Origin of the sequence: Pseudomonas sp. PICF6, assembly GCF_009831705.1 — a bacterium.
Taxonomy (GTDB): Bacteria; Pseudomonadota; Gammaproteobacteria; order Pseudomonadales; family Pseudomonadaceae; genus Aquipseudomonas; species Aquipseudomonas rhizophila.
In genome coordinates this window covers 101216-124343 of record NZ_WUUD01000016.1, presented here as the reverse complement: position 1 = coordinate 124343, position 23128 = coordinate 101216, and the positions used below count along the sequence as shown (strand labels likewise).

General features: G+C 61.1%; 21 protein-coding genes. 12 read left to right on the top strand and 9 right to left on the bottom strand.

The annotated features are described in order from the left end of the window. Window positions 1–62 precede the first annotated feature (62 nt). From GSM73_RS08335 to GSM73_RS08325, 3 genes are all read left to right on the top strand, one after another. The gene (locus tag GSM73_RS08335; RefSeq protein ID WP_107323296.1) at window positions 63–1073 is read left to right on the top strand and encodes a response regulator; all 1011 of its coding nucleotides are present in this window, start codon (window positions 63–65) and stop codon (window positions 1071–1073) included. Between the two features lie 3 nt (window positions 1074–1076). Next, window positions 1077–2030: a sensor domain-containing diguanylate cyclase gene (locus GSM73_RS08330; RefSeq protein WP_107322807.1), complete on the top strand. Its 954-nt coding sequence runs from the start codon at window positions 1077–1079 to the stop codon at window positions 2028–2030. A gap of 99 nt (window positions 2031–2129) precedes the next feature. Beyond that, on the top strand, window positions 2130–3353 hold the full coding sequence (locus GSM73_RS08325) for a zinc-dependent alcohol dehydrogenase (protein WP_076384253.1): 1224 nt from the start codon (window positions 2130–2132) through the stop codon (window positions 3351–3353). Window positions 3354–3438: 85 nt separating this feature from the next. Here GSM73_RS08325 and otnI read toward each other — a convergent pair whose 3' ends face one another. The 5 genes from otnI to GSM73_RS08300 are packed head-to-tail and all read right to left on the bottom strand — an operon-like array spanning window position 3439 to window position 7776. After that, on the bottom strand, window positions 3439–4215 hold the full coding sequence (gene otnI / locus GSM73_RS08320; RefSeq protein ID WP_107322809.1) for a 2-oxo-tetronate isomerase: 777 nt from the start codon (window positions 4213–4215) through the stop codon (window positions 3439–3441). Window positions 4216–4220: 5 nt separating this feature from the next. Beyond that, window positions 4221–4859 carry a 3-oxo-tetronate 4-phosphate decarboxylase gene (gene otnC, locus GSM73_RS08315; RefSeq protein WP_047225618.1) on the bottom strand — a complete coding sequence of 213 codons (639 nt, stop codon included), beginning with the start codon at window positions 4857–4859 and terminating at the stop codon, window positions 4221–4223. After that, on the bottom strand, window positions 4856–6127 hold the full coding sequence (gene otnK, locus GSM73_RS08310; protein ID WP_160892148.1) for a 3-oxo-tetronate kinase: 1272 nt from the start codon (window positions 6125–6127) through the stop codon (window positions 4856–4858). The genes otnC and otnK overlap by 4 nt, the downstream gene beginning before the upstream one ends. 2 nt (window positions 6128–6129) lie before the next feature. Continuing rightward, window positions 6130–7038, bottom strand: a complete 909-nt coding sequence (gene ltnD, locus GSM73_RS08305) for an L-threonate dehydrogenase (protein WP_076384245.1) — start codon at window positions 7036–7038, stop codon at window positions 6130–6132. 21 nt (window positions 7039–7059) lie between these two features. Further along, on the bottom strand, window positions 7060–7776 hold the full coding sequence (locus GSM73_RS08300; protein ID WP_230682588.1) for a FadR/GntR family transcriptional regulator: 717 nt from the start codon (window positions 7774–7776) through the stop codon (window positions 7060–7062). Window positions 7777–7967: 191 nt separating this feature from the next. Between GSM73_RS08300 and denD the strand changes: the two genes are divergently transcribed. Next, window positions 7968–8924: a D-erythronate dehydrogenase gene (gene denD, locus GSM73_RS08295; RefSeq protein ID WP_160892146.1), complete on the top strand. Its 957-nt coding sequence runs from the start codon at window positions 7968–7970 to the stop codon at window positions 8922–8924. Window positions 8925–8983: 59 nt separating this feature from the next. Continuing rightward, complete coding sequence (locus tag GSM73_RS08290) at window positions 8984–10390, top strand: GntP family permease (protein ID WP_160892144.1); 1407 nt, start codon at window positions 8984–8986, stop codon at window positions 10388–10390. 66 nt (window positions 10391–10456) lie between these two features. Here the strand turns inward: GSM73_RS08290 and treA are convergent, their stop codons facing one another. Then, window positions 10457–12088 carry an alpha,alpha-trehalase TreA gene (gene treA / locus GSM73_RS08285; protein ID WP_160892142.1) on the bottom strand — a complete coding sequence of 544 codons (1632 nt, stop codon included), beginning with the start codon at window positions 12086–12088 and terminating at the stop codon, window positions 10457–10459. Between the two features lie 262 nt (window positions 12089–12350). Here treA and GSM73_RS08280 point away from each other — a divergent pair, with 262 nt between their 5' ends. The 6 genes from GSM73_RS08280 to leuD all read left to right on the top strand — a co-directional run bounded on the left by GSM73_RS08280 (window position 12351) and on the right by leuD (window position 18456). Next, window positions 12351–13121, top strand: coding sequence for an ABC transporter substrate-binding protein (locus GSM73_RS08280; RefSeq protein WP_047225614.1), 771 nt, complete (start codon window positions 12351–12353; stop codon window positions 13119–13121). Window position 13122: 1 nt separating this feature from the next. Continuing rightward, the gene (locus tag GSM73_RS08275; protein ID WP_160892140.1) at window positions 13123–14466 is read left to right on the top strand and encodes a diguanylate cyclase; all 1344 of its coding nucleotides are present in this window, start codon (window positions 13123–13125) and stop codon (window positions 14464–14466) included. Window positions 14467–14491: 25 nt separating this feature from the next. Further along, window positions 14492–15226, top strand: a complete 735-nt coding sequence (locus GSM73_RS08270; RefSeq protein ID WP_107322814.1) for an ABC transporter substrate-binding protein — start codon at window positions 14492–14494, stop codon at window positions 15224–15226. A gap of 129 nt (window positions 15227–15355) precedes the next feature. Continuing rightward, entirely contained in the window at window positions 15356–16195 is an 840-nt protein-coding gene (yghU, locus tag GSM73_RS08265) for a glutathione-dependent disulfide-bond oxidoreductase (RefSeq protein WP_160892138.1), read from the top strand. A 229-nt stretch (window positions 16196–16424) separates the two neighbouring features. Beyond that, complete coding sequence (gene leuC, locus GSM73_RS08260) at window positions 16425–17846, top strand: 3-isopropylmalate dehydratase large subunit (RefSeq protein WP_047225610.1); 1422 nt, start codon at window positions 16425–16427, stop codon at window positions 17844–17846. 1 nt (window position 17847) lies between these two features. After that, window positions 17848–18456 carry a 3-isopropylmalate dehydratase small subunit gene (leuD, locus tag GSM73_RS08255; RefSeq protein ID WP_160892136.1) on the top strand — a complete coding sequence of 203 codons (609 nt, stop codon included), beginning with the start codon at window positions 17848–17850 and terminating at the stop codon, window positions 18454–18456. Between the two features lie 74 nt (window positions 18457–18530). On the opposite strand, the gene GSM73_RS08250 is transcribed toward leuD, so the two are convergent. From GSM73_RS08250 to GSM73_RS08240, 3 genes are all read right to left on the bottom strand, one after another. Then, window positions 18531–19472: a LysR substrate-binding domain-containing protein gene (locus tag GSM73_RS08250; RefSeq protein ID WP_047225608.1), complete on the bottom strand. Its 942-nt coding sequence runs from the start codon at window positions 19470–19472 to the stop codon at window positions 18531–18533. A 194-nt stretch (window positions 19473–19666) separates the two neighbouring features. Beyond that, window positions 19667–20674, bottom strand: coding sequence for a TRAP transporter substrate-binding protein (locus tag GSM73_RS08245; protein WP_160892134.1), 1008 nt, complete (start codon window positions 20672–20674; stop codon window positions 19667–19669). 119 nt (window positions 20675–20793) lie between these two features. After that, window positions 20794–21714, bottom strand: a complete 921-nt coding sequence (locus GSM73_RS08240; RefSeq protein ID WP_160892132.1) for a LysR family transcriptional regulator — start codon at window positions 21712–21714, stop codon at window positions 20794–20796. Between the two features lie 182 nt (window positions 21715–21896). On the opposite strand from GSM73_RS08240, the gene GSM73_RS08235 reads away from it, so the two are divergent. Next, on the top strand, window positions 21897–23099 hold the full coding sequence (locus tag GSM73_RS08235) for a CaiB/BaiF CoA-transferase family protein (RefSeq protein WP_139049846.1): 1203 nt from the start codon (window positions 21897–21899) through the stop codon (window positions 23097–23099). Window positions 23100–23128: the final 29 nt, after the last annotated feature.

Below are 23128 nucleotides of genomic sequence, written 5' to 3'. Positions count from 1 at the left end.
CCAGTTTTTAGTTCAATGCAATGCGTGGCCTGCCTGAAGGCCTCGGCTGCCGTTCAATTCAAATGGGCGCCCCAGTGTCAGTGATTCCCTTGGTGGTATGTGACGACTCCAACATGGCTCGTAAGCAGGTGCTACGGGCGCTGCCGGCGGACTGGCCGGTCTCGGTCACCGAGGCCAGCAATGGTCGCCAGGCCATGGACGCCATACGCCAGGGGCTGGGCCAGGTGGTGCTGCTGGACCTGACCATGCCGGAGATGGATGGTTACCAGGTGTTGAGCGCCTTGCGCACCGAAGGCTTGAAGACGCAAGTCATCGTGATCTCCGGTGACGTACAGGAACAGGCGGTACGCCGCGTGCTTGAGCTGGGCGCATTGGCATTCCTGAAAAAACCTTTCGACGAAAACGAACTGCGCCAGACGCTCAGCCAGTTGGGCCTGCTGACGAAACCCGGCCAGACGCCGCCGCAAAATCGTCCGGCAACGAACACGGCCATCAGTTTTCACGATGCGTTTCGCGAGACGGTCAACGTTGCCATCGGCCAGGCCGCCGCCCTGATCGCCAAGGTGCTGGGTGTGTTTGTGCAGTTACCGGTACCGAACGTGAACATCCTTGAGGTGGGTGAGCTGCACATGGCGCTGAACGATGCCGGTAGCTCTGAACAACTCACCGCCATCTGCCAGGGCTTTATTGGCAGCGGGATTGCCGGCGAAGCCCTGCTGATATTTCACGAGTCGGAAATTGCTGACATAGCGCAACTGATGCAACGCCAAAGCAGCGACTATTCGGACCTGGAAATGCTGCTGGACCTCTCCAGTGTTCTGATCGGCGCTTGCCTGAGCAGCATTGCCGAACAGATCGACGTGGTGTTTTCTCAGGGGCATCCGCAGATTCTCGGCCAGCACGCGGCCATCGAGGAGCTGATTCAAGTCAACCGCAAGCACTGGAAAAAGACCCTGGCGGTGGAAATCAGCTACAGCCTGGAAGGGCACGATATTCGTTTCGATCTATTGTTACTGTTCACCGAAGACTCGATCGAGCGGCTGACCCAAAAACTCACCTACCTGATGACCTGAGCCATGCCTGATTCCATTGATCTGAACGAGTTTCACTGGTTGCTGGCCATTGTTCAGAGCATCGATGTCGGTGTGGTGGTGCTGGACCGCGACTACCGCGTGCAGGTCTGGAACACGTTCATGGAGAACCGCTCCGGGGTGCAGCCAAAGGACGCCCACGACCAGCATTTTTTCAGCCTGTTCCCGGAAATCGATCGCCAGTGGTTCAGCCGCAAGGTAGAAAGCGTCGCTGCCCTGGGCACCCCAGCGTTCACTGTCTGGGAGCAGCGTCCCTATCTGGTGCGGTTCAAGAGCTACCAGCCGATCACCGGCCAGGAAGAGTTCATGTACCAGAACACCACGCTGTTACCGCTGCGCTCGCCCGACAACACGATCAGTCACATCTGCCTGGTGATCTATGACGTCACCGACGTCGCCACCAACCGGCATCAACTACAGGCCGCCAATGCGCAATTGCAGCAGCTCTCCAGTACCGATCGACTGACCGGGCTGTACAACCGCGGTCATTGGGAGGCGAACCTGAAAGCTGCCTATGCGCGGCATCAGCGCTATGGCAATGCCTTGAGCCTGGTGATGCTCGATATCGACCACTTCAAACGGGTCAACGACACCTATGGCCACCAGGCCGGGGACAAGGTCATCGAGCAGGTCGCCAGGCTTCTGCACGAACACGTACGCGACTCCGACGTGGCCGGGCGTTATGGCGGCGAGGAGTTTGGCGTGGTGCTGTCGGACACCGACCAGACCGGTGCCCGGATGTTCGCCGAGCGCCTGCGCAAGGCCGTCGAAGAACTGCAGGTGCTGTACAACGACCAGAGCATCCGTTTCACCATCAGCCTTGGAGTGGCAGACCTGAGCCAGCCCTCGACCGGCCACGCCGAACTGATCGCCCGGGCCGACCAGGCGTTGTATACGTCCAAAAAAACCGGGCGCAATCGGGTGACGGTGCATGAGTAGATGATGACCGCCAGTCACGTGCCCGCGCTAATGCTCTGAACTTCCATCCAGCCTCCCGCCTCTGCCCTATATCACCACGCGACCCAGAGGCAGGAAGTCATGAGAGCACTCACTTACCACGGTGCACACAGTGTGAAAGTCGACACGGTCCCCGACCCGGTCCTGGAGGACAGTGACGACATCATTCTGCGTGTCACGGCAACGGCGATTTGTGGTTCCGATCTGCACCTTTATCGCGGAAAAATTCCCGCTGTCGAACATGGCGACATCTTCGGCCATGAGTTCATGGGAATCGTTGAAGAGGCCGGTTCAGCGGTGACCGCCGTTCAACCCGGCGATCGAGTGGTGGTGCCTTTCGTTATCGCCTGCGGCAGCTGTTTCTTCTGTCAGATGGATTTGTTCGCCGCTTGCGAAACGACCAACACGGGTCGTGGCGCGATTCTGAACAAGAAGGCAATCCCGCCCGGGGCAGCTCTGTTCGGTTTCAGTCATTTGTACGGCGGTATCCCTGGCGGACAAGCTGAGTATGTAAGGGTACCAAAGGCCAACACCGGGCCTTTCAAAGTGCCGGGAACCCTCTCGGACGAGAAGGTGCTGTTCCTCTCGGACATCTTGCCAACCGCCTTTCAAGCGGTGACCAACGCCGGGATCGGCAACGGCTCGAGTATTGCCATCTATGGCGCCGGGCCGGTCGGTTTACTGAGCGCCGCCTGCGCGCGGATGTTGGGCGCCGACCAGATCTTCATGGTCGATCATCACCCCTATCGTCTGGCCTATGCACAGAAAACCTATGGCGTTATTCCCATCAATTTTGATGAAGACGACGACCCGGCGGACACGATCATTCGCCAGACCAAGGGCATGCGGGGCGTGGACGGCGTGGTGGATGCCGTGGGTTTTGAAGCCAAAGGCAGCACCACCGAAACAGTGCTGGCTACGCTTAAACTCGAAGGCAGCAGCGGCAAGGCGTTACGCCAATGCATTGCGGCGGTCAGGCGCGGTGGGGTCGTAAGCGTACCGGGCGTGTATGCCGGTTTCATCCACGGCTTCCTGTTCGGCGACGCATTCGACAAAGGCCTGACCTTCAAAATGGGCCAGACCCACGTGCAGCGGTATCTTCCCGAGCTGCTTGGCCATATCGAGACCGGTCGCCTTAGCCCTGAAGTCATCATCAGCCATCGCTTGTCCCTGGAACAGGCCGCCGAGGGCTACAAGCTATTCGACAAAAAACAGGAAGATTGTCGCAAGGTCATCCTGACACCCGGCGAGCCCGATATTGCCTTGCCGGTCAATGATGACCAGGCCGTTCTGCTGAGTACGTAGGGGACTTATCCGGCGTCTGGGGCGAGAGGGTTTGTATTCATCGCATGCCCTCACGCCCCTCTTGGGCGCCCTACTCCATCTCAGCTCAACGCCAGGGCGCAAACCAGCCCAGGCCATCCTCGGTCAGGCCGCGTGGGTTGTACTCGCAGCCGATCCAGCCATCGTAGCCGGCCTCGTCGAGCAGTTTGAACAGGTACGGGTAGTTCACTTCTCCCAGGTCCGGTTCGTGCCGATCCGGCACGCCGGCAATCTGGATATGCCCGACACCGGCCTGGAAGCGCTGGAAACCGGCAATCAGATCGCCTTCCATGATTTGTGCATGGAACAGGTCCAGTTGCACACGCAGATTCGGCTCGCCCAGTTCGGCCAGAATTGCATGGCCCTCGGTCTGGCGATTGATGAAGTAACCCGGAATCGAGCGGGTGTTGATCGGCTCGATCAACAGTGTCAGTTGGTGCTCGGCCAAACGTCGTGCGGCGTAACGCAGGTTCTCCAGATAGACCTCGCGCATGCGCGGACGCTGGCTCTCGTCACTCACCAGTCCGGCCATTGCGTGCAGTTTGGGGCAGCCCAGGGCGTGGGCGTATTCGATGGCCCGGTCGACACTTTCACGAAATTCCGCCTCGCGCCCCGGTATCGCTGCGATGCCGCGCTCGCCTGCGGCAAAATCCCCCGGTGGCAGGTTGAACAGCACTTGGCTAAGCCCGTGCTCGGCCAAACGCCCGGCCAGTTCGGCCGGTGCGAACTCATAAGGGAACAGGTATTCCACGCCCTTGAAGCCGGCCTTGGCGGCACGGCCGAAGCGATCCAGGAAAGGTGCGTCGTTGAACATCATGCTGAGGTTGGCAGCGAAACGTGGCATTGCAGTCACCATTGGGCGCCGAAGGTCTGGCGCAGTTCTTCGATTTGTTCGTCGTCCAGGGCCCGTACCGGCTGCTGGCGCAGCAACAGGTAGAGCTTGGCGGTTTCTTCGAGTTCTTCGATGGCATAGGTGGCCGCCTCCAGGCTCTTGCCCGAAACGACCGGCCCGTGATTGGCCAGCAACACCGAACTGTGCTGTCCGACCAGCCCGCGAATCGCCTCACCCAGCCGCGGATCACCGGGCCGGTGGTACGGAATCAGCGGCAAGCGGCCCACGCGCATGACGAAATAGGGTGTCAGCGGTGGCAGACAAGACGTCGCGTCCAGGCAATCCAGGCACGAGACCGCCGCCGAGTGCGTGCAATGCAAGTGCACGATGGCACCGGAATCTTCACGGCCTTCATAGACGGCACGGTGCAGGAATGCTTCCTTGGAGGCGGGTTTGCCAGCCAGGTGGTTACCTTGCCAGTCGAGCTTGGCGATGTCGGCCGGGTCCAGGCGACCGAGACAGGCGTTGGTCGGTGTCAGCAGCCAGCCATCGTCCAGACGCACGCTGATATTCCCGGAGGAGCCAGGGCTGAGCCCACGCAGGTAGAGGGAACGGCCGATCTCGACGATCTCTTCGCGCAATTGGCTTTCTGTCATGCCAGCATCTCCCAGGCCTTGATCATGAAATCGGCGCTACCGAAGTTACCGGACTTGAGCGCCAGCGTCAGCGGCCGACCGGATTGGCCGAGCGTCTGGGTCCAGGGCACGCCGGGGTCGATGCTCGGCCCGATGCGCAAACCTTCGATACCCAGCGCGCCGACCACTGCGCCGGAGGTTTCGCCACCGGCCACCAGCAATTGGCCCACGCCCTGCTGTTCGACCAGCGCACGGGCAATCGCCGCCAGGGCCGATTCAATGCGTTCACCGACCTGCTGCGCACCGAACTGTTGTTGCACCCGGCGTACCTCGTCGGCCGGACTGCTGGCATAGATCAGCACCGGACCCTGGTGGCCGGCAGCCCAGGCCAAGGCCTCGGCCACCAGTGCATCACCGCGGGCCATCAGCTCGGCGGCCTCAAGACGAAAGGCAGGATAGACCGCTGCCGCCTGCTCGATCTGGCCGAGGGTCGCTCGCGAACAGCTACCGCTGAGAATCGCCTGGCGCCCCCACCCTGCCCCCAGCCGGCTGGCTTCGCCGTTGGCCTGCAACAGCCCTCTGGCCTGCCAATCCTGGGCCATGCCCAGCGCCAGCCCCGAGCCGGCCGTGACCAACGGCAGATCGGCACAGGCGGCGCCGAGCACCTGCAAATCTTCATTATCGATAGCGTCGCTGATAGCGATGCCCACGCCCTCGGCGCGCAACGCGGCGATCCGCTGACGGGTCGCCTCGACGCCGGCGCGCAGGGTCCGGTAGTCGATCAGGCCGACCGGGTGGCGTGTCTGCGGCTGCAACACGCGCAGCAGGTTGGCGTCGCGCATGGGCGTGAGTGGATGGTCCTGCATCCCGCTTTCGTTGAGCAGCACGTCATTGGCGAACAGGTAACCGTTGAACACGCTGCGGCGGTTTTCCGGAAAGGCCGGACAGGCCACGGTGAAGTCGCTGCCCAGGGCTTGGAGCAGTGCATCGCTGACCGGGCCGATGTTGCCCTCAGCGGTGGAGTCGAACGTCGAGCAATACTTGAAGTAGAACTGTCGGCAGCCCTGCTGGCGCAACCACTCCAGCGCCTGCAGCGACTGAGCGACGGCTTCATCGGGCGCCAGGTTGCGCGATTTGAGTGCCACCACCAGGGCGTCGGCTTCACCCACCGCCAAGGGTCCGTGCGGGACACCAATGGTCTGCACAGTGCGAGCACCGCCGCGCACGAGCATGCTGGCAAGGTCGGTCGCTCCGGTGAAGTCATCGGCGATGCATCCGATCAGGGGCATGGTCAAATCTCCTCGTTGGCGGCGGCAGGCAGGTTGATACCGGGGAATATCTTCACCACGGCGATATCATCCTCGCGCCCCAGCCCGGAAGCCGACGCTTGCTTGAACATCTGGTGGGCGCTGGCGGTCAGCGGCAGCGGGAAGACCGCCTCCTGGGCGCTGTCGAGCACCAGGCCCAGATCCTTGACGAAAATATCCACCGCCGAGCGCGGTCGATAATCACCCGCCAGCAAATGCGGCACGCGGTTTTCGAACATCCAGGAATTACCGGCGCTGTGACTGATCACCTCGTAGAGCGCCTCGGGATCGCAGCCCTGACGAATGCCATAGGCCATGGCTTCGGCCGCCGCGGCAATGTGGACCCCGGCGAGCAACTGGTTGACCAGCTTGATCTGCGAACCTTGCCCGGCCTCTTCACCCAGCCGGTAGACCTTGGCGGCGACGGCGGCAAGTGCCGTTTGCGCCCGTTCGAAGGCGGCCTCCGGCCCCGAGGCCATGATGGTCAACTCGCCCGCTTCGGCGCGCACCGCCCCGCCTGAAATCGGCGCATCGAGCATCAGCACTTGATGCTCGGCCAAGCGCCCACTGATGCGCCGCGCAGCCGCCGCCGAGATGGTTGCACAGGCAATGACCACGGAACCCGGACGCAACCGCGCGGCAATACCCTGCTCGCCGAACAGCAATTGCTCGGTTTGCGCGGCATTGACCACCACGATGAACAGCAGGTCGCTGAGCGCGGCGCTGTCACTCAGGGCACTGACCGGCTGGCCACCTTCGGCGATGAAGGCCTGGCGCACGTCCTCGCGGATGTCGTAGCCCCATACGGGCAGACCAGCGCGCAAAAGCGCGCGCGCCATGCCCAGGCCCATGGAGCCCAGGCCGACCACACCAATACTGGATATTGCTGTCACGGGTGAATCCTCTTGTGGTTGTTATCCGGACGCGTCGGCCTCGCTTCGCGCTTCGCGCAGGCGGACTTCGGCGTTGCGCAGATGCGAGGAGGCCGCGGTACGTGCCGCCTCACTGTCACCTGCGGCGATAGCGGCGAGCAGCGCGTGGTGCTCCTGATCGACCTGACACATGTACTGGGCGTTACGCGCCTCGTTGCGACGGGTCACTCTGATCGCCTGTTGCAGCAGCTGATGCAGAAAATCGATGGTTTCGAGAAAGTGCTGGTTACCGGTGGCGGCCACCACCGAACGGTGGAAGGCGAGGTCTTCGCGCACGCCGTCTTCACCCCGCTCGACCGCTTCGTCAAGCTCGGCCAAGGCGTTTTGCATCGCCCGCAATTGCGCATTGGTGCGCCGCGCTGCAGCCAGTTCGGCGGCCTTGATCTCCAGCGCGCTGCGCAATTCGAGGATCTCCACCACCGCCTCGAAGTTGCCCTGGGGTGGAGACAGGCGCAGCGCGACACTGGGATTGGGCACGACGAAGGTGCCGCTGCCCTGGCGCGAAGTGAGCATGCCTTCGCGCTTGAGCATCGAAATCGCTTCGCGCACCACCGTGCGGCTGACACCGTACTGCTCGCACAATGCCTGCTCAGTGGGCAGGCGGTTCCCGGCGGCCAACTGGCCGTCATGGACCGCTGCACTCAGGCGTTTGGCCAGCCGTTCGGCCAGCTTGGGGGTAACGTCGTTCAGACTGTCCACTCAGATTCTCCCGGCAATCGTCGCGCTGCCTTGCCACCCGCTGTGGGCAAGAAGAAAACACGCAACGGTTGCGTCCACGTTAAATTCATCATACAACATGACAACTGCTTGTCACCTGGTTCGTCAAATAACAAGAATACGGGGCGTTCGGCACCCTGCCCCGAATATTCTCCTTAAGCGGAGTGCAATACATGAAGATCCTGGTAACTGGCGGCGCTGGCTTTCTCGGCGCCCGTCTGATCGAAGCGCTGCTGGCGCCCACCGCGAGTGACTTGCTGCCCCCCGGTGCCAGCCTCGTCTCGGTCGACCTGGCGCCCTGCCCCATCAATGACCCTCGGGTGGTGTCGCACACAGGCGACATCTGCGACCCGGCCTTTATCAAATCGCTGATCGGCCCAGAAACCTCCCTGGTCTATCACTTGGCCGCGATCGTCAGTGGCCAGGCCGAAGCCGACTTCGACCTTGGCATGCGGGTCAATTTCGATGCGACCCGCGCCCTGCTCGAAGCCTGCCGCCAACAGGCCCAGGCACCGCGTTTCGTGTTCGCCAGCTCACTGGCGGTATTCGGTGGGCCGATGCCCGAGCAGGTGCCCGAAGAACTCGCACCGCTGCCGCAATCGTCTTATGGCGCGCAGAAGGCCATGGCCGAACTGCTGATCAATGACTACTCGCGCAAGGGCTTCATCGATGGCCGGGTGTGTCGCCTGCCGACCATTTCCGTTCGCCCCGGCAAACCCAACGCTGCGGCCTCGTCATTTGCCAGCGGCATCCTGCGCGAGCCCCTGGCCGGCGAAGCGAGCAACTGTCCGGTACCACTGGATACCCGCATGTGGCTGTCTTCGCCGCAGACCGTGGTCGACAACCTGGTCCATGCCGCGCGCCTGGACGGCCAGGCGCTTGGCCTGCGGCGGACCCTCAACCTGCCCGGCATCAGCGTGCGGGTCAGCGAAATGCTCGACAGTCTCGCCCGTGTCGGTGGCGAGGCGGCGCGCGCGCGGGTCAGCTTTGAGCCGGACGAGCGGATCCAGCGCATCGTCTGCAGCTGGCCCGGCGACTTCGACATCCAGCGGCCGCTGCAATTGGGCTTTCGCGGTGATGCCGACTTCGACTGCGTGGTAAGGGCGCACCAGCTCAGCATGAATCACTGACCCAGGCGGCGCCGTGTGGTGCCGTCGTTCCATCCAATAACAACAAGAGTGATTACCCAATGGACGCAACTTCTATCGCCGGCCCACAGCTGATGGTGAGCCTGGTCCTGGCCATCGTCATACTCATCGTGCTGGTTCTCAAGACCCGCATCCACGCCCTGCTGGCGCTGATCATCGCCGCTTCGATCGCCGGCCTGGGGGGCGGCATGGCGCCCGACGCGCTGGTTAAATCCATCACCACCGGCTTCGGTGCCACGCTGTCGACCATCGGCCTGGTCATCGGTTTCGGTGTGATGATGGGCCGCCTGCTGGAAGTCTCCGGCGCCGCCGAGCGGATGGCCTATACCTTCGTGCGCTGGCTGGGCAACAAACGCGAAGAGTGGGCGATGATGGTGACCGGCTACATCGTCTCGGTGCCGATCTTCTGCGACTCGGCGTTCGTCATCCTCAACCCGTTGGTCCGGGCACTGGCGCGCAACAGCGGCAAATCGATGCTGACCCTGGGTATTGCCCTGGCCAGCGGCCTGATGCTGACCCACCATGCGGTTCCACCGACGCCAGGGCCACTGGGGATTGCCGGGATTTTCAATATCGACGTGGGGTTGATGATTTTCTGGGGCGTGGTATTCACCATTCCCGGCACCTTCGTGCTGGTGGCCTACGCCCGCTTCATGGGCCCACGCATCGAGGCGATGATCGCGCAAAGCGGCCAGACACCGGTCGAACCCGCCACCGCCTATCGTGAAGTGCTCGAACGCGTCGATGCCCGCGAGGCCGAACTGCCGCCGCTGTGGCTGTCGATGCTGCCGATCGTGCTGCCTATCCTGCTGATCTTCGCCAACACCCTGGTCGTCGCCCTCGGCAAACTCAACGGCGACAGCACCCTGACCCAGAGCCTGTTCGGTCAGACCATCGCTTTCGTCGGCAACCCGGTCATCGCTGTCGGCCTCGGGGTGGTGGCGGCACTGTATGGACTGGTACCGCGGCGCCCGCGTGAGGAAGTCATCGCGCACATGGAGAAAGGCGTGGAAAGCGCCGGCATCATCCTGCTGGTCACCGGTGCCGGTGGTGCATTGGGTGCCGTGTTGCGCGACAGCGGTGCGGGTCAGTACATGGGCGAATGGGTCGCCACCTTGCCGCTGCCGGCGGTGTTGATCCCCTTCGTGATCGCGTCCCTGGTGCGCCTGATCCAGGGCAGCGGCACCGTGGCAATGATCACCGGCGCCTCGATTTCGGCACCGATCCTGGCCTCGATTCCCGACGTTAACATGGTCTTCGCCGCCCAGGCGGCGGCCATTGGCTCGATGGTCTTTGGCTACTTCAACGACAGCTATTTCTGGGTAGTCAACCGCATGCTCGGGGTCACCAACGCCAAGCATCAGATGCTGACCTGGTCGATTCCGACCACGATCGGCTGGTTCACCTCCCTGCTCACCCTGTTGCTCTTCAACGCCATTCTCGGATAACAGTGCCGGGCACCTGGGCAGGAACTGATAAATCCTGCCCAGGTGCCCCTTGCTCTTAGCGCCTGCTCATTCACCCACAGTCGTTGCGGAGGAATGTTCGCCATATTTGCTCAACAGTTTCAGCGTCACGCCATTCGTCCAGCCGAAACCGTCCTGCAACTCATATTCGCCACCTCCCCCGCCATCTCCTCGCCCGGATACGTCGTACTTCTCTACCAGCTTGTCTTCCTTGCGGTAAAGATTGTGTACCTGTTGCAGGAAGCGAGTGCCAATCTGCTGCGCCAGCGCGGTGTGCCCATAGCGATCCAGCCCCTCAACCGCCACCCACTGCAGCGGTGCCCAACCGTTGGGTTCGTCCCACTGCTGGCCATTGCTGACCTGCGTGGTGGCAATGCCGCCAGGGCGCAGCAGACCATCACGGACTGCCTCGACCGTGCGATTGGCGTGGTCCGCGGAGGCAAGGCCGGTGTAAAGAGGAAACAGCGTGGCGGCTGTCAGTTGCGGGCGTTGACGGCGCTGCTGCCAGTCGTAGTCCACGTAAAACCCTGCATCGGCATTCCACAAATGTTGCTCAATGGCACGCTGCCGCCGGTCCGCGCGCTGACCATAGGCCTGGACGCATGGCGTGTTTTGCACGGTTTCACACGCCTTGGCGATGGTGCGCTCCAGGTGATAGAGCAGGCTGTTCAGGTCCACGGGCACAATGGATGTGGTGCGTATGGTTGCCAGGTTCTGGCCGTCGCCGAGCCAGCGCGAACTGAAGTCCCAACCGCTCTCCGCCCCGGCACGCAGATCACGCCAGACCTCTTGCCTGGATCTGTTCGAGGCCTGTTCAGCGGTTTTGACATCTTGCAGCCAGGACTCCTGTCGCGGCGTCGAACGGGCATCCCAATAGCGATTGAGCACGCTGCCATCGACGAGCTTGACCACGTGTTGCGCGGCGGCACCCGGTTTGAGCCCCTCGGCGCCCTGCATCCAATAGGCGTATTCCTTCTGCAGTTGTGGAAGGTAACGCCCAAACGCCTGGTCACCTTCGATGTGCGCCTGCAACTGCACCATGTAAGCGAAGAATGGCGGTTGTGAGCGGCTCAGGTAGTAGGTGCGATTGCCATTGGGAATGTGCCCGTACGTGTCGATCATATAGGCAAAGTTATCGGTCATCTGGCGCACCTGGGCCTGATCACCGCTTTGTTCAAGCCCGAGCATGGTGAAGTAGGAGTCCCAGTAGTACATCTCGCGAAAGCGTCCGCCTGGAACGACATAGGGTTGTGGCAAGGGCAACAGGCTGCTGTAGGGCGGCACTTGGCGATAGGTACGGCTTAACACGGGCCAAAGGCTGTCGATGTGCTCTTGTATGGGCGCGCCCGGTTTCGGTGCCGGGCTTTGCGCTGCGCCGGACTCGATGAAGTTGTCCTTCACGAAGGTTTCGAGATCGAAGTCGCTGTTGTCGCGACGAGCCAGGTATTCGGCACGGATTTTCGAGGGGTCGCGGGTGGGCAGTGCGTCGACGAAATGCTTCTGGTCGGTGAACAGTTGGTTGTTCTGCACGGCTTCGAACAACTCGGGATATGCCTGGTCGGGCGGCAGATTGGCCCGTTCCTTGGCATCCATGTAGCCCCAGGTCGCGGGCGGTTGGCTTGAGCAAGCCGCGCACAGCAACGCGGCGAAGGACAGGCTGGTGAAATACAGTGGTCGCATCAGCGGCTCCATCATTTGTCGTTCCTGACAAACGACTGACACGGCCGAACAAACCCGGGTTCATTAAATGTCGCCGAATCGACAGCTGGAACAAGAGAGGCCACACTCAAGTTTTTCACAGGGTCTGGCCCGACCGCCCCAGGTTCAATGCCCCCCGGTTTCGACGGATGACACTCAAGCGCGTATAGGCCCAGCCGATAACACATTAAGTCAACGGCCCCCAGGCCGCGCCGGCACTGCTGGTTGCATAGGGTAACTCTCGATGATTTTGCCGTTTAACCGTCTGCTGATGAGCTGCGTCCTGGTGTTCCTGGCTGCAAGCACAGCCGTGCCAAACGCCGCCGCAGAGACTGCGCTGCGCATCGTCACGGAAGAACTGCCGCCCTATAACATGACGCAGAACGGGCGAGTGACCGGTATGAGCACCGAGGTGGTCCAGGCGGTGCTCAAGGAGGTCGGCGTAGAGGCGTCCATCCAGCCCATGCCTTGGGCGCGGGCCTACGAACTGGCGCTCAATGAAAGTAACGTGTTGATCTATTCAATCGTTCGAACGCCTGCGCGTGAATCACTTTTCCAGTGGGTCGGGGCCATCGCCCCAACCCAGTGGTACATGTATTCGCTGGCTGAGCGCCCGGTAAAACTCAACTCGCTGGACGATGCGCACGGTCACCAGATTGCCACCGTCAATCAGGACGTGGGTGAGCAATACCTGGTGTCGAAGGGGTTCCGCATTGGTAAAGACCTGCAGTCGAGCAACAAGTACGAACACAACTACCGCAAGCTCAAGGTCGATCACGTGGAGCTATGGATTTCCAACGAGCTCAACGCGCTGTACCTGACCCGCCAGAATGGTGAAGACCCGGATAAAGTGTTGATCCGCTCGCTGCCGCTTCCCGAATTGAGCAGTCAGGACGGCTTGAGCATGGCGTTCAGTCGCAAGACGCCGGCCGCGACGGTCGAGAAATTCCGCTCAGGCCTGGAGACCATCCGCCGTAATGGCGTTTACGACGCCATCATGCGCAAGTGGTTATGACATGGCCGACGATTTTCGGACTGTCCCCATCCATCCGCCAAAAACCAGGACATTCAGCTCACTGGGACGGCGTCTGGTTTTGGCCACGCTGGTGTTCTGCCTGTGCTTTACCTTGGCGATGGTCACGCTGCGTACCTGGCAGGCCTGGGAAAACAATCTGGCGCAGATGAATTCCGAGCTGGTCCTGATCGACCAGGTGTTCCAGAACACCTTGGCCCATGCCATTTGGGAAATGGACCGTGAGTCGTTGGACAAGCAGATCACCAGCGTTGCGAATGCGGCGCCGGTGGGACGCGTGGCACTCAATATCCTGCGACCCGGACAGGCGCCAGAAATCATCGAGTTCAATCGATATGCCAGCAATGCATCCAGCGTGGCGCCGGTGCTGCATCGCCAGCTCGTCGCGCAGCCCTACATCGGCGCCAACGAAAAGGTCGGTGAACTGACCATCGAGGGCGATAACAACCTGCTTTGGGAACGCCTCTGGGACGAAGCCCGCAGCATCGTCATCACGCAGGTGATCCAGTCGTTGCTGCTGGCCGGCCTGGTCATGACCATGTTCAACCGCCTGGTGACCGTGCACGTTGTCCATATCGCCCGGCATCTGGGGAAACTCTCACCACAAACACTCAACTTCCACCTCAAGCTGCAACGTTCGGTCCGGCGCCAGGACGAGTTGAGCCTGCTCGAATCCAAAGTCAATGCACTGCAAGACAACCTCCACGCCCATCTGGAGCGCCAGCACTCGGACGAATTGGCCCTTGCAGCCAGCCGCGACCAGTTGGCCGAACTGGTCGAGGCGCGCACTTCGGAACTCAAGGCCGCCAACCAGGCCCTCGAAGCGCTGTCGCGTCACGATGCCTTGACGGGCTTGGCCAACCGTCGTTACTTCGATGAACTGAAGGATGTCGAATTCCGCCGTGCGATCCGCCACAACACCCCGCTGGCCGTGCTGATGTGCGATGTGGATTTCTTCAAGATCTACAACGACACCTACGGCCATATCAAGGGGGACGAGTGCTTGAAACAGATCGCCGGGACCCTGCGCAGTGTCTTCGGCCGCTCCGGCGAACTGACTGCTCGCCTGGGGGGTGAGGAGTTTGTCGTGGTATTGCCCAATATCAACGCCAGTCAGGCATGCGAGGCAGCCCAGCGGTTTCGTGAAAGCCTGGCTGAACTTGCACTGCCCCATGGCGGCTCAGCGGTTTCGCCCTTTGTCACCCTGAGCATCGGTGTCGCCGAGCTGGACACCAAAACCATGGACCACTTCGATCAACTGCTGCAACGCGCCGACCAGGCGTTGTACCGGGCCAAACGCCAGGGGCGCAATTGCGTCGCTTTATAAAACCACCGTGTGCTGCGAGGTCTGTATGCACTATCGTCTGAAGCTCTGCTCCTGCTTGCTCCTGGCCCTGATCAGCGTGAAAAGTCACGCCGAGGCGATCGAAGTCGTGACCGAAGACTCGTTATACGCCTACCTGCGTGAAGGCGCGCTCGTCGGCCCGGGCACTCGAATAGCCGACGAAACCTTGAGAGGCGCAGGGATCAGCGATTACCGCATGTTGCTGTACCCATGGGCACGCGCTTACGAAAAAGCGCTGCATGAACCCAATGTGATGATCTTCCCGCTCGATCGCACCCCAGCCCGTGAGCAGATGTTCAAGTGGGTGGGTGAAATCCATCGGGCGACGACCAAGCTTTACAAGCTGCGTGGGCGTGACGGCATCGCCGTTGACAACCTTGAAGACGCCAAGCAGTACACCATAGGCGTGGTGCGCAATGACGCCAAGCAGGTTTACCTGCAGCAGAAAGGCTTTACCCGGCTGGTGGTATCGGCGGACAACCACGATAACTTTCAGAAACTGTTGAATCAGCAGATTCAGTTGCTGCCGATGCCCGAGAACACTGCGCGCCTGATGAGCAAAGATGCCCAAGTGGATTTCACCACTCTGGAGGAGGTCTTTTCCCTGGATGAACAACCCCACCGCGTTCACATGGCGTTTAGCCTGAGCACCCCAGACGAAATCGTCACCCGGGCTCAACAGGCTTTCGCGAAGCTCAAGGCTTCAGGCGAAGTGGATCGGATCATGACTGAAGAGCGTTAGCGGGTAAGCCTAATGCAGTACGTGCAGGCGGGGTGATTTGCTGACGCTGACCCTCCTATGGCAGGCTTGGGTCAGAGCTTTTTTTCGCGGTTCACGCGGTCACTGCAAGTCGGCAATGAGGCCCCTCCCATGAGCAAAGCGCCCTATGTACCGCCCAGAGTCTGGAAATACAACGCCCCGTCTGGCGGCCAGTTCGCCAACATCAACCGCCCTACCGCCGGGCCGACCCATGAAAAAGTATTGCCAGTGGGCGAACATCCGCTGCAGCTCTATTCACTGGCCACGCCCAATGGCGTGAAGGTGACCATCCTGCTGGAGGAGCTGTTGGCGCTGGGGCACACCGGCGCCGAATATGACGCCTGGCTGATTCGCATCAACGAGGGCGACCAGTTCTCCAGTGGCTTTGTCCAGATCAACCCGAACTCCAAGATCCCGGCGTTGCTCGATCGCAGCGTGGAGCCGGCGATCCGGGTTTTCGAGTCCGGTTCGATCCTGCTGTACCTGGCGGAAAAATTCGGCGCCTTCCTGCCCACCGATCCGGCCGGGCGCACCGAAACCCTGAACTGGCTGTTCTGGCAAATGGGCGCAGCCCCCTATCTGGGCGGAGGCTTCGGTCATTTCTACGCTTACGCGCCCGATAAACTTGAGTACCCCATCAATCGTTTCACGATGGAAACCAAACGCCAGCTCGACGTCCTGAATCGCCGTCTTGGCGAAAGCCAATACCTGGCCGCAGACAGCTACACCATCGCCGATATCGCGGTCTGGCCCTGGTATGGTCAATTGGTGCGCGACAACGTGTACTCGGCTGCCGAGTTCCTGGCTGCCCACGAATATACCCATGTGCAACGCTGGGCCGAGGAGATCGCCAATCGACCGGCAGTGATCCGGGGGCAACGAGTGAACCGCACGTGGGGTGATGAAGCGAGCCAAGTGCCGGAGCGGCATCGGGCTGAGGATCTGGACTGAAGGGACCGGGCCGGTCTTTTCCTGTCAGCACCGGATAGCAACCGCGGTGGGCCGGGCGCTATCCGAATCGCTGACCGCTGCGCGGATTAAACACGAATCGTGAATCGATGATTGACTTTTCAGCCATTGAACCTGCAATCGCATTCCCTATGCTGGCATGACTGCTCATTGAGCGCGGCGCATCGTGAGGCCCTCCCGGCGCGCCTTCCGATCACTCGCGAGAACCGTCATGAAAGGCCCCAGAACGCTCTACCAGAAGCATATAGATGCCCACACCGTCTGTACGCTGGACGACCATGGCCATGTATTGCTCTACATCGACCGCCAGGTTGCCAACGAATACACCAGCCCCCAGGCCTTCAGCGGCTTGAGAGAGGCGAACAGAACGGTATGGCGCCCGTCATCGACGTTGTGCGTGGTCGATCACGTCAACCCGACCGCGCCTGATCGCGTCGCGGCCATGCCGGATGCGGGTGGCGCGCTTCAGGTTTCTTACTTCGAGCAAAACTGTCGAGACTTCGGAATCGAGTTGTTCGATGTCCTGGACAAGCGACAAGGCATTGAGCACGTGGTTGCCCCTGAGCAAGGCTTCATTCTTCCCGGGATGGTCGTGGCCGCAGGTGATAGCCACACAACGACCTATGGCGCGCTGGGCGCCTTTGGTTTTGGTATCGGCACCTCGGAAATTGAACACCTGCTCGCCACACAGACGTTGGTCTATAAACGTCTGAAGACCCTGCGCGTGAATGTGCACGGACGGATGGGCGCAGGCGTCACCTCCAAAGACATCATCATGGCCTTGATCCGCGACATCGGTGCGTCCGGTGCGACGGGCTACGCCATCGAATTCTCCGGCCCCACCATTGAGTCCCTCAGCGTCGAAGCGCGCATGACCATCTGCAACATGGCCGTAGAGGCCGGTGCCCGTGGGGCTTTCATGGCGCCGGACGAGAAGGTGTACGCCTACCTCAAAGACAAACCGCGAGCCCCGAAAGGGGCGCTATGGGAGCAGGCTGTCGAGAAATGGAAGACGCTTTATTCCGACCCTGGAGCGCATTTCGACAAGGAAGTCGAACTCGATGCCAGCGCGTTGGAGCCGATGGTGACTTGGGGAACCAGCCCTGACCAGGCCGCGCCGATTGGTGAGTGCGTACCGGATCCGCGCCTGGAGAGCGACCTGATCCGCAGGCAGGACCTGCAGCGTGCACTGCGCTACATGGGCCTTGAGCCGGGAACCCGACTGGCCGGGGTGCCGATCAGTCACGCCTTTATCGGCTCCTGTACCAACGCACGCATCGAGGATCTGCGCGATGTCGCGCGCATCGTTCGGGGTCGCAAAGTAGCGGCGAGCGTGCGCGCGATGATCGTACCGGGCTCCACACGGGTACGTGATCAGGCGCAAGCGGAGGGGCTGGCGCAGATCTTCAAGGATGCCGGTTTCGAATGGCGCCAGTCCGGCTGCTCGATGTGCCTGGCGATGAATGATGATGTGCTGTCGCCGGGTGATCGCTGTGCCTCCAGTACCAACCGAAATTTCGAGGGCCGTCAGGGCGCCGGAGCTAGAACTCACCTCATGAGCCCGGCGATGGTCGCCGCCGCAGCGATTTGCGGCCACCTCACCGACGTTCGTCAACTGTCCATGGAGAGCTGAAATGCAGCCATTCACCATCGTTCGCGGTATCGCCGCACCGCTGCCCGCCGCGAATGTGGACACCGACGTCATCATGCCCAAGCAGTTCCTCAAGGGCATCGATCGCAATGGGCTGGACCGCGGGGTCTTCTTTGACTTGCGTTTCCTGGCCGATGGCGTCCCCAATCCGGCGTTCATTCTCAATCAGGCCCCTTGGGATCACGCCAGTTTCCTGATCACCGGACCTAATTTCGGTTGTGGTTCCAGCCGCGAGCACGCGGTCTGGGGGCTGAAGCAATTGGGTATACGCGCACTGATCGGCACGAGTTTCGCTGGTATTTTCTACGACAACTGCCAGCGCAATGGTGTTCTGCTCATTCAGTTGAAGGAGTCAGAACAGCAGGAGATCAGCCATCTCGTTGGGTCACCTGAAAACTCGCAGATCACGATCGATCTGCATGCCCAGCAGATTCACCTTCAGAGCGGAAAGATGATTGGGTTCGAGATGGACCCCTTACGTAAAAAAGGGCTGCTGGAAGGTCTCGATGCGATTGGTACAACGCTTGAGCACACGTCACGAATCCGCGACTTCGAGGCACTGCACCATCGTTTGAACCCCTGGCTTGCCTGAGCCTCGAGCGAACAAGAGCCTGCATCCTGCGGGCCTGCGGGCCTGCGGGCCTGCGGGATCGGACAGAACTGCCGTCAGGCGCGGGCCGTCTCCGGTAGCCGCAGCCTTTTCAAATAGCTCTCCAGAAACTCCACACACACGCGAAGTTTGGCCGAATCCGCCAGTCTGGTCGGATACACCGCCCAGACGTTCGCGCTTTGGGTGTAATCGGGCAGCACGCGGACCAGCTTGCCTTGATCCAACAGTGGCTGAACATCCCACAACGACCGCAGAAGCACCCCGCGCCCAGCCAAGGCCCATTGCAGTACGATTTCTCCGCTGTTGGATGACAATCTGCTGCTGACCCGTACAACCTCATCGCGGTTGGCCTGATTCAAATGCCACACACCGAATGGATTGTTCCGCTCCTTCAGGACCAGACAATCATGATGAGCAAGATCCTTGAGAGTGATCGGGACCCCTCGCCGCTCCAGGTAATCCGGTGTGGCACAGAGCACTCGGTGGTTACTGAGCAGCTTGCGGCTGATGTGATGGCCCGGCAAGTCGTCACCCACGCGGATCTCCAGATCAAAGCCTTCGGCAACGATGTCTACCACGCGGTCGAACACATCCAGCCGCACCTCCAGTTCCGGGTAGATCGATGACAACTCTGCAATCGCAGGGGCAACATGATTGCGCCCAAAACCGAAGCTGCTGCAAATGTGCAGCAGGCCACGAGGGGCTTGGCGAATCTCGGTGAGCTCACCAACGAAATCATCCATGTCGTCGAGAAAGCGAATCGCCCAGCGCTGGGTTTTTTCTCCCGCTTCAGTCAGCGCAATGCGTCGAGTGGTGCGATGCAAAAGCCGCGTGCGCAATGTCTGCTCGAGCACGCGAATCCGTTTGCTCACGAAGGCCGGCGAGAGCCCAAGCTCATCCGCGGCACCGGCAAAGCTGGATTTGCGAATGACGGTCAGGAAGACCCGAAGGTCCTCCGGCAGAGGCGTTTGAACACGAAATGTGTTTTCTGGTGTCATGACTGCCCGGCCTGCTCCACTTTTTTGCGAAGAATAGCATCTACTGATCCGCCCCCCGTCAGCTTATGCCCAACCCGTTCGGCAGCCCCAGGGAGATGGCCGGGATGTCAGTGATCACGATCAGAACCAGCAGCAAGGCAAACTTCGAGAGACGCCTTCGGCCACCCCGAACGGGCGACCGTGGCTGGGGAACTTCAGTTGGATTGGTTGGCCGCCTGGGCCGCTTCGATCAGTTCGGTACCGATCTGCGTTTCGAAGGCTTTCCAGGCAGGACGCACGGCGTTGCGCCAGGCATCACGTTGCTGTGGGGTCAGGCTGATGATCTCGCTCTTGCCCGAATCGATGATGCCCTGCTTGGCCTTCTGATTGAGCACCTCGGCCTGCTTGTTCACTTCGACAGTGACCTCATCGATGATCTGCTCCAGCTCATCGCGTACATCTGCCGGCAAACCATTCCAGAATTTGGTGTTGGCGATCAGCAGGTAGTTGCCGATGGCATGGTTGGACTCGGTCATGTACTTCTGCACTTCATAGTATTTCTGGGAATAGATGTTCGACCAGGGGTTGTCCTGAGCATTCACCACCCCCGTCTGCAGGCCCTGGTAGATCTCGGCGAACGCCATCTTGCGCGGCACTGCGCGCAATGCGCTGTATTGCGCGGCCTGCAGGTCAGAGGGCTGCACGCGGAACTTCTGCCCGCGGGCATCACTTGGCTTGACCAGCGGCTTGTTCGCGGTCAACTGGCGCATACCGTTGAGCCAGTAGGCCAGCCCGGTGATGCCCTTGCCTTCCATTGACCTGAGCAGCGCCTTGCCTTTGTCCGACTGTTGAAAGCGCTGCGCTGCCGCCACGTCGTCGAACAGGAACATCAAGTCGAACAACTGCAATTGCTTGGTGTACTGCTCCAGTTTCGAGGGTGCCGGCGCCAACATCTGCACCTCACCCAGCAGCAACGCTTCCATCTCCTTGCCATCGCCGTACAACGACGAATTGGAGTAGACCTGCACTTCGACTTTACCCGGCAGGCGCTCCTCCACCAACTTCTTGAACATCAGGGCGCCCTGCCCCTTGGGCGTGCTGTCGGCGGTGATGTGGGAGAACTTGATCAGCATCGGCTCGGCGGCCTGGACAGACAACGCACCGACCAGGGCAAAGCTGGCAAGCACCCCGGTCAGGCCACGACGCACGGATGGATACTTCATGGTGAGCTCCTATTGTTTTTGTTCGAGCGTTGGGGACGTATCCCCCTCAGTCCGTTTGGACTCTACCCCCCGTCCCTACGCCACTGAAATTCATATTTGAACAATGCTGCCTTCGGCTTTCACGAAGGCTCGACCATGGAAGCCTCCCGTTGTTCGCTGCTCATCAGGTGTTCGAGCATCTGGCGTGCCGTCATCGACAGCGCTTCCAGGCTGCGCACGGCAATCTTCAACTCGCGACGCGCCCAGGGATCGTCCAGCGCAATGACCTGCACATCGAGCGCCGGCAGATAGGTCCGCACGGCAAGCTCCGGCAGGATGCCGATCCCCATGCCGGTGTGGATCATCCGGCAAATGGCTTCGAAGCTGCGCACCTGGATACGCAGGCGCAATGGCGTGCCCAAATGACGCGCTGCCTGTTGCAACAGGCCGTGCAACGAGGCGTCCTGCTGCAACCCGATGAAGTCGTAGCTGACCGCTTCGTGCAGGCTGATGCGGCTGCGTTCGGCCAGCGGATGCGCGCGTGGAGTGACCAGCACCAACCGATCGTGGCGGTAGTTGAACACCTGCAGCTCGTCGGCGGGCACATGGCCGGCGAAGATGCCGATATCGGTAAGCCCTTCGTGCACCGCACGGATGGCTTCGCTGCTGACCCGCTCTTCCAGATCGATTTTGACCTGCGGGTGCAACCGGGTAAAAGCACTGAGGTCCTCGGGCAAGAATTCGATCACCGCCGAGGTGTTGGCATGAATGCGCACATGCCCCTTGACCCCCTCGCTGAACTCGCTGAGGTCGGCATTCATCTGCGCAAGGTTGTCCATCATATTGCGCGCGTGATGCAGCAGCGCATGCCCGGCCGGCGTCAGTTCGACGCCCTTGGGCTGGCGGTAGAGCAAGGCGATTCCCAGCTGGTTTTCCAGGTCGCTGACCCGTTTGCTCACCGCCGCCAGGGCCAGGTGCTCGCGCTCGGCGGCCTTGGTCAGGCTGCGCTCATCGGCGATGGCGACAAACAGCTTGAGGGTGACGAAATCGATACGACGCATAGGCGCGGCCTCCTGTCAGTCGTGTATCACGACGTGCAGCACGATGAAGAACAGTTTCAAGGTTCTCACAGGTGGTACTTCGCAGGATACGAAGCCTGGCTTGGTCATTGATCAATTGTTCAGTCCATGGGCCTGAGCCATCCTGCCTGACAAAGAACAGCGCACGACCCAAAGGTGCAGACATGACAGAACAACACGCAAGCAGCATGGCGCTGCAAGGCCTGAAGGTCCTGGAGATGGGCCAACTGATCGCCGGCCCGTTCGCCAGCAAGATGCTCGGTGAGTTTGGTGCCCAGGTGATCAAGATCGAGCCGCCGGGTGTTGGTGACCCGCTGCGCAAGTGGCGCAAGCTCAAGGACGGCACCTCGCTCTGGTGGCATGTGCAGTCACGCAACAAGCAGTCGTTGACCCTCAACCTGAAAGCAGCGGAAGGTCAGGAGATTGTTCGCCGGCTGGTGGCCGAAGCCGATGTACTGGTCGAGAACTTTCGCCCCGGCACCCTGGAAAGTTGGGGACTGGGCTGGGACACGCTGTCGAAGATCAACCCGCGCCTGATCATGCTGCGCATCTCCGGCTACGGGCAGACCGGTCCCTATCGCGACCGCCCCGGCTTCGGTGTCATCGGCGAGGCCATGGGCGGCCTGCGTCACCTCACCGGTTATCCGGGTCAGGCACCGGTACGGGTCGGCATCAGCCTGGGCGATTCGTTGTCTTCCCTGTATGGGGTCATCGGCGTGCTTCTCGCTTTGCAGGAGCGCCAGAACAGCGGCATGGGCCAGTTCATTGACGTGGCGCTGTACGAATCGGTGTTTGCGATGATGGAAAGCCTGGTGCCGGAGTACGACGCCTGCGGATACATTCGCGAGCCCGCCGGCAGCGCCCTGCCGGGTATCACGCCGTCCAACTCCTACCCCTGCAACGACGGGCATTTTGTACTGATTGCCGGCAATGGCGACAGTATCTACAAACGATTGATGCACCTGATCGGCCGCCCGGATCTGGCCGAGGACCCGCGCCTGGCGCATAACGATGGACGCGGCGAACACGCCGAGCGCATCGATGCGGCCATCGCCGAGTGGACCCGGCAACGCGACCGGGACCAGGTCCTGGAAGCACTGAATCAGGCGTTGGTGCCGGCCGGCTTTCCCTACACCGCCGCCGATATCGTCAAGGACCCACACTACCTCGCGCGCCAGATGATCGAGACCGTGCAGACCAGCGCCGGCGCGCTGAAAGTGCCGGGTGTACTGCCCAAACTCAGCCGCACCCCAGGGCGTCTCGGCGCTGGCGGCCCGCAATTGGGCGAGCACACCGACGACCTGCTGGCCGGTCTGGGCCTGAGCGGCGAACAGGTCCGCGGCCTGCGCGAGCGCGGCATCATCTGAACAAGGACGCGCCTGCAAAACAGCTTGCG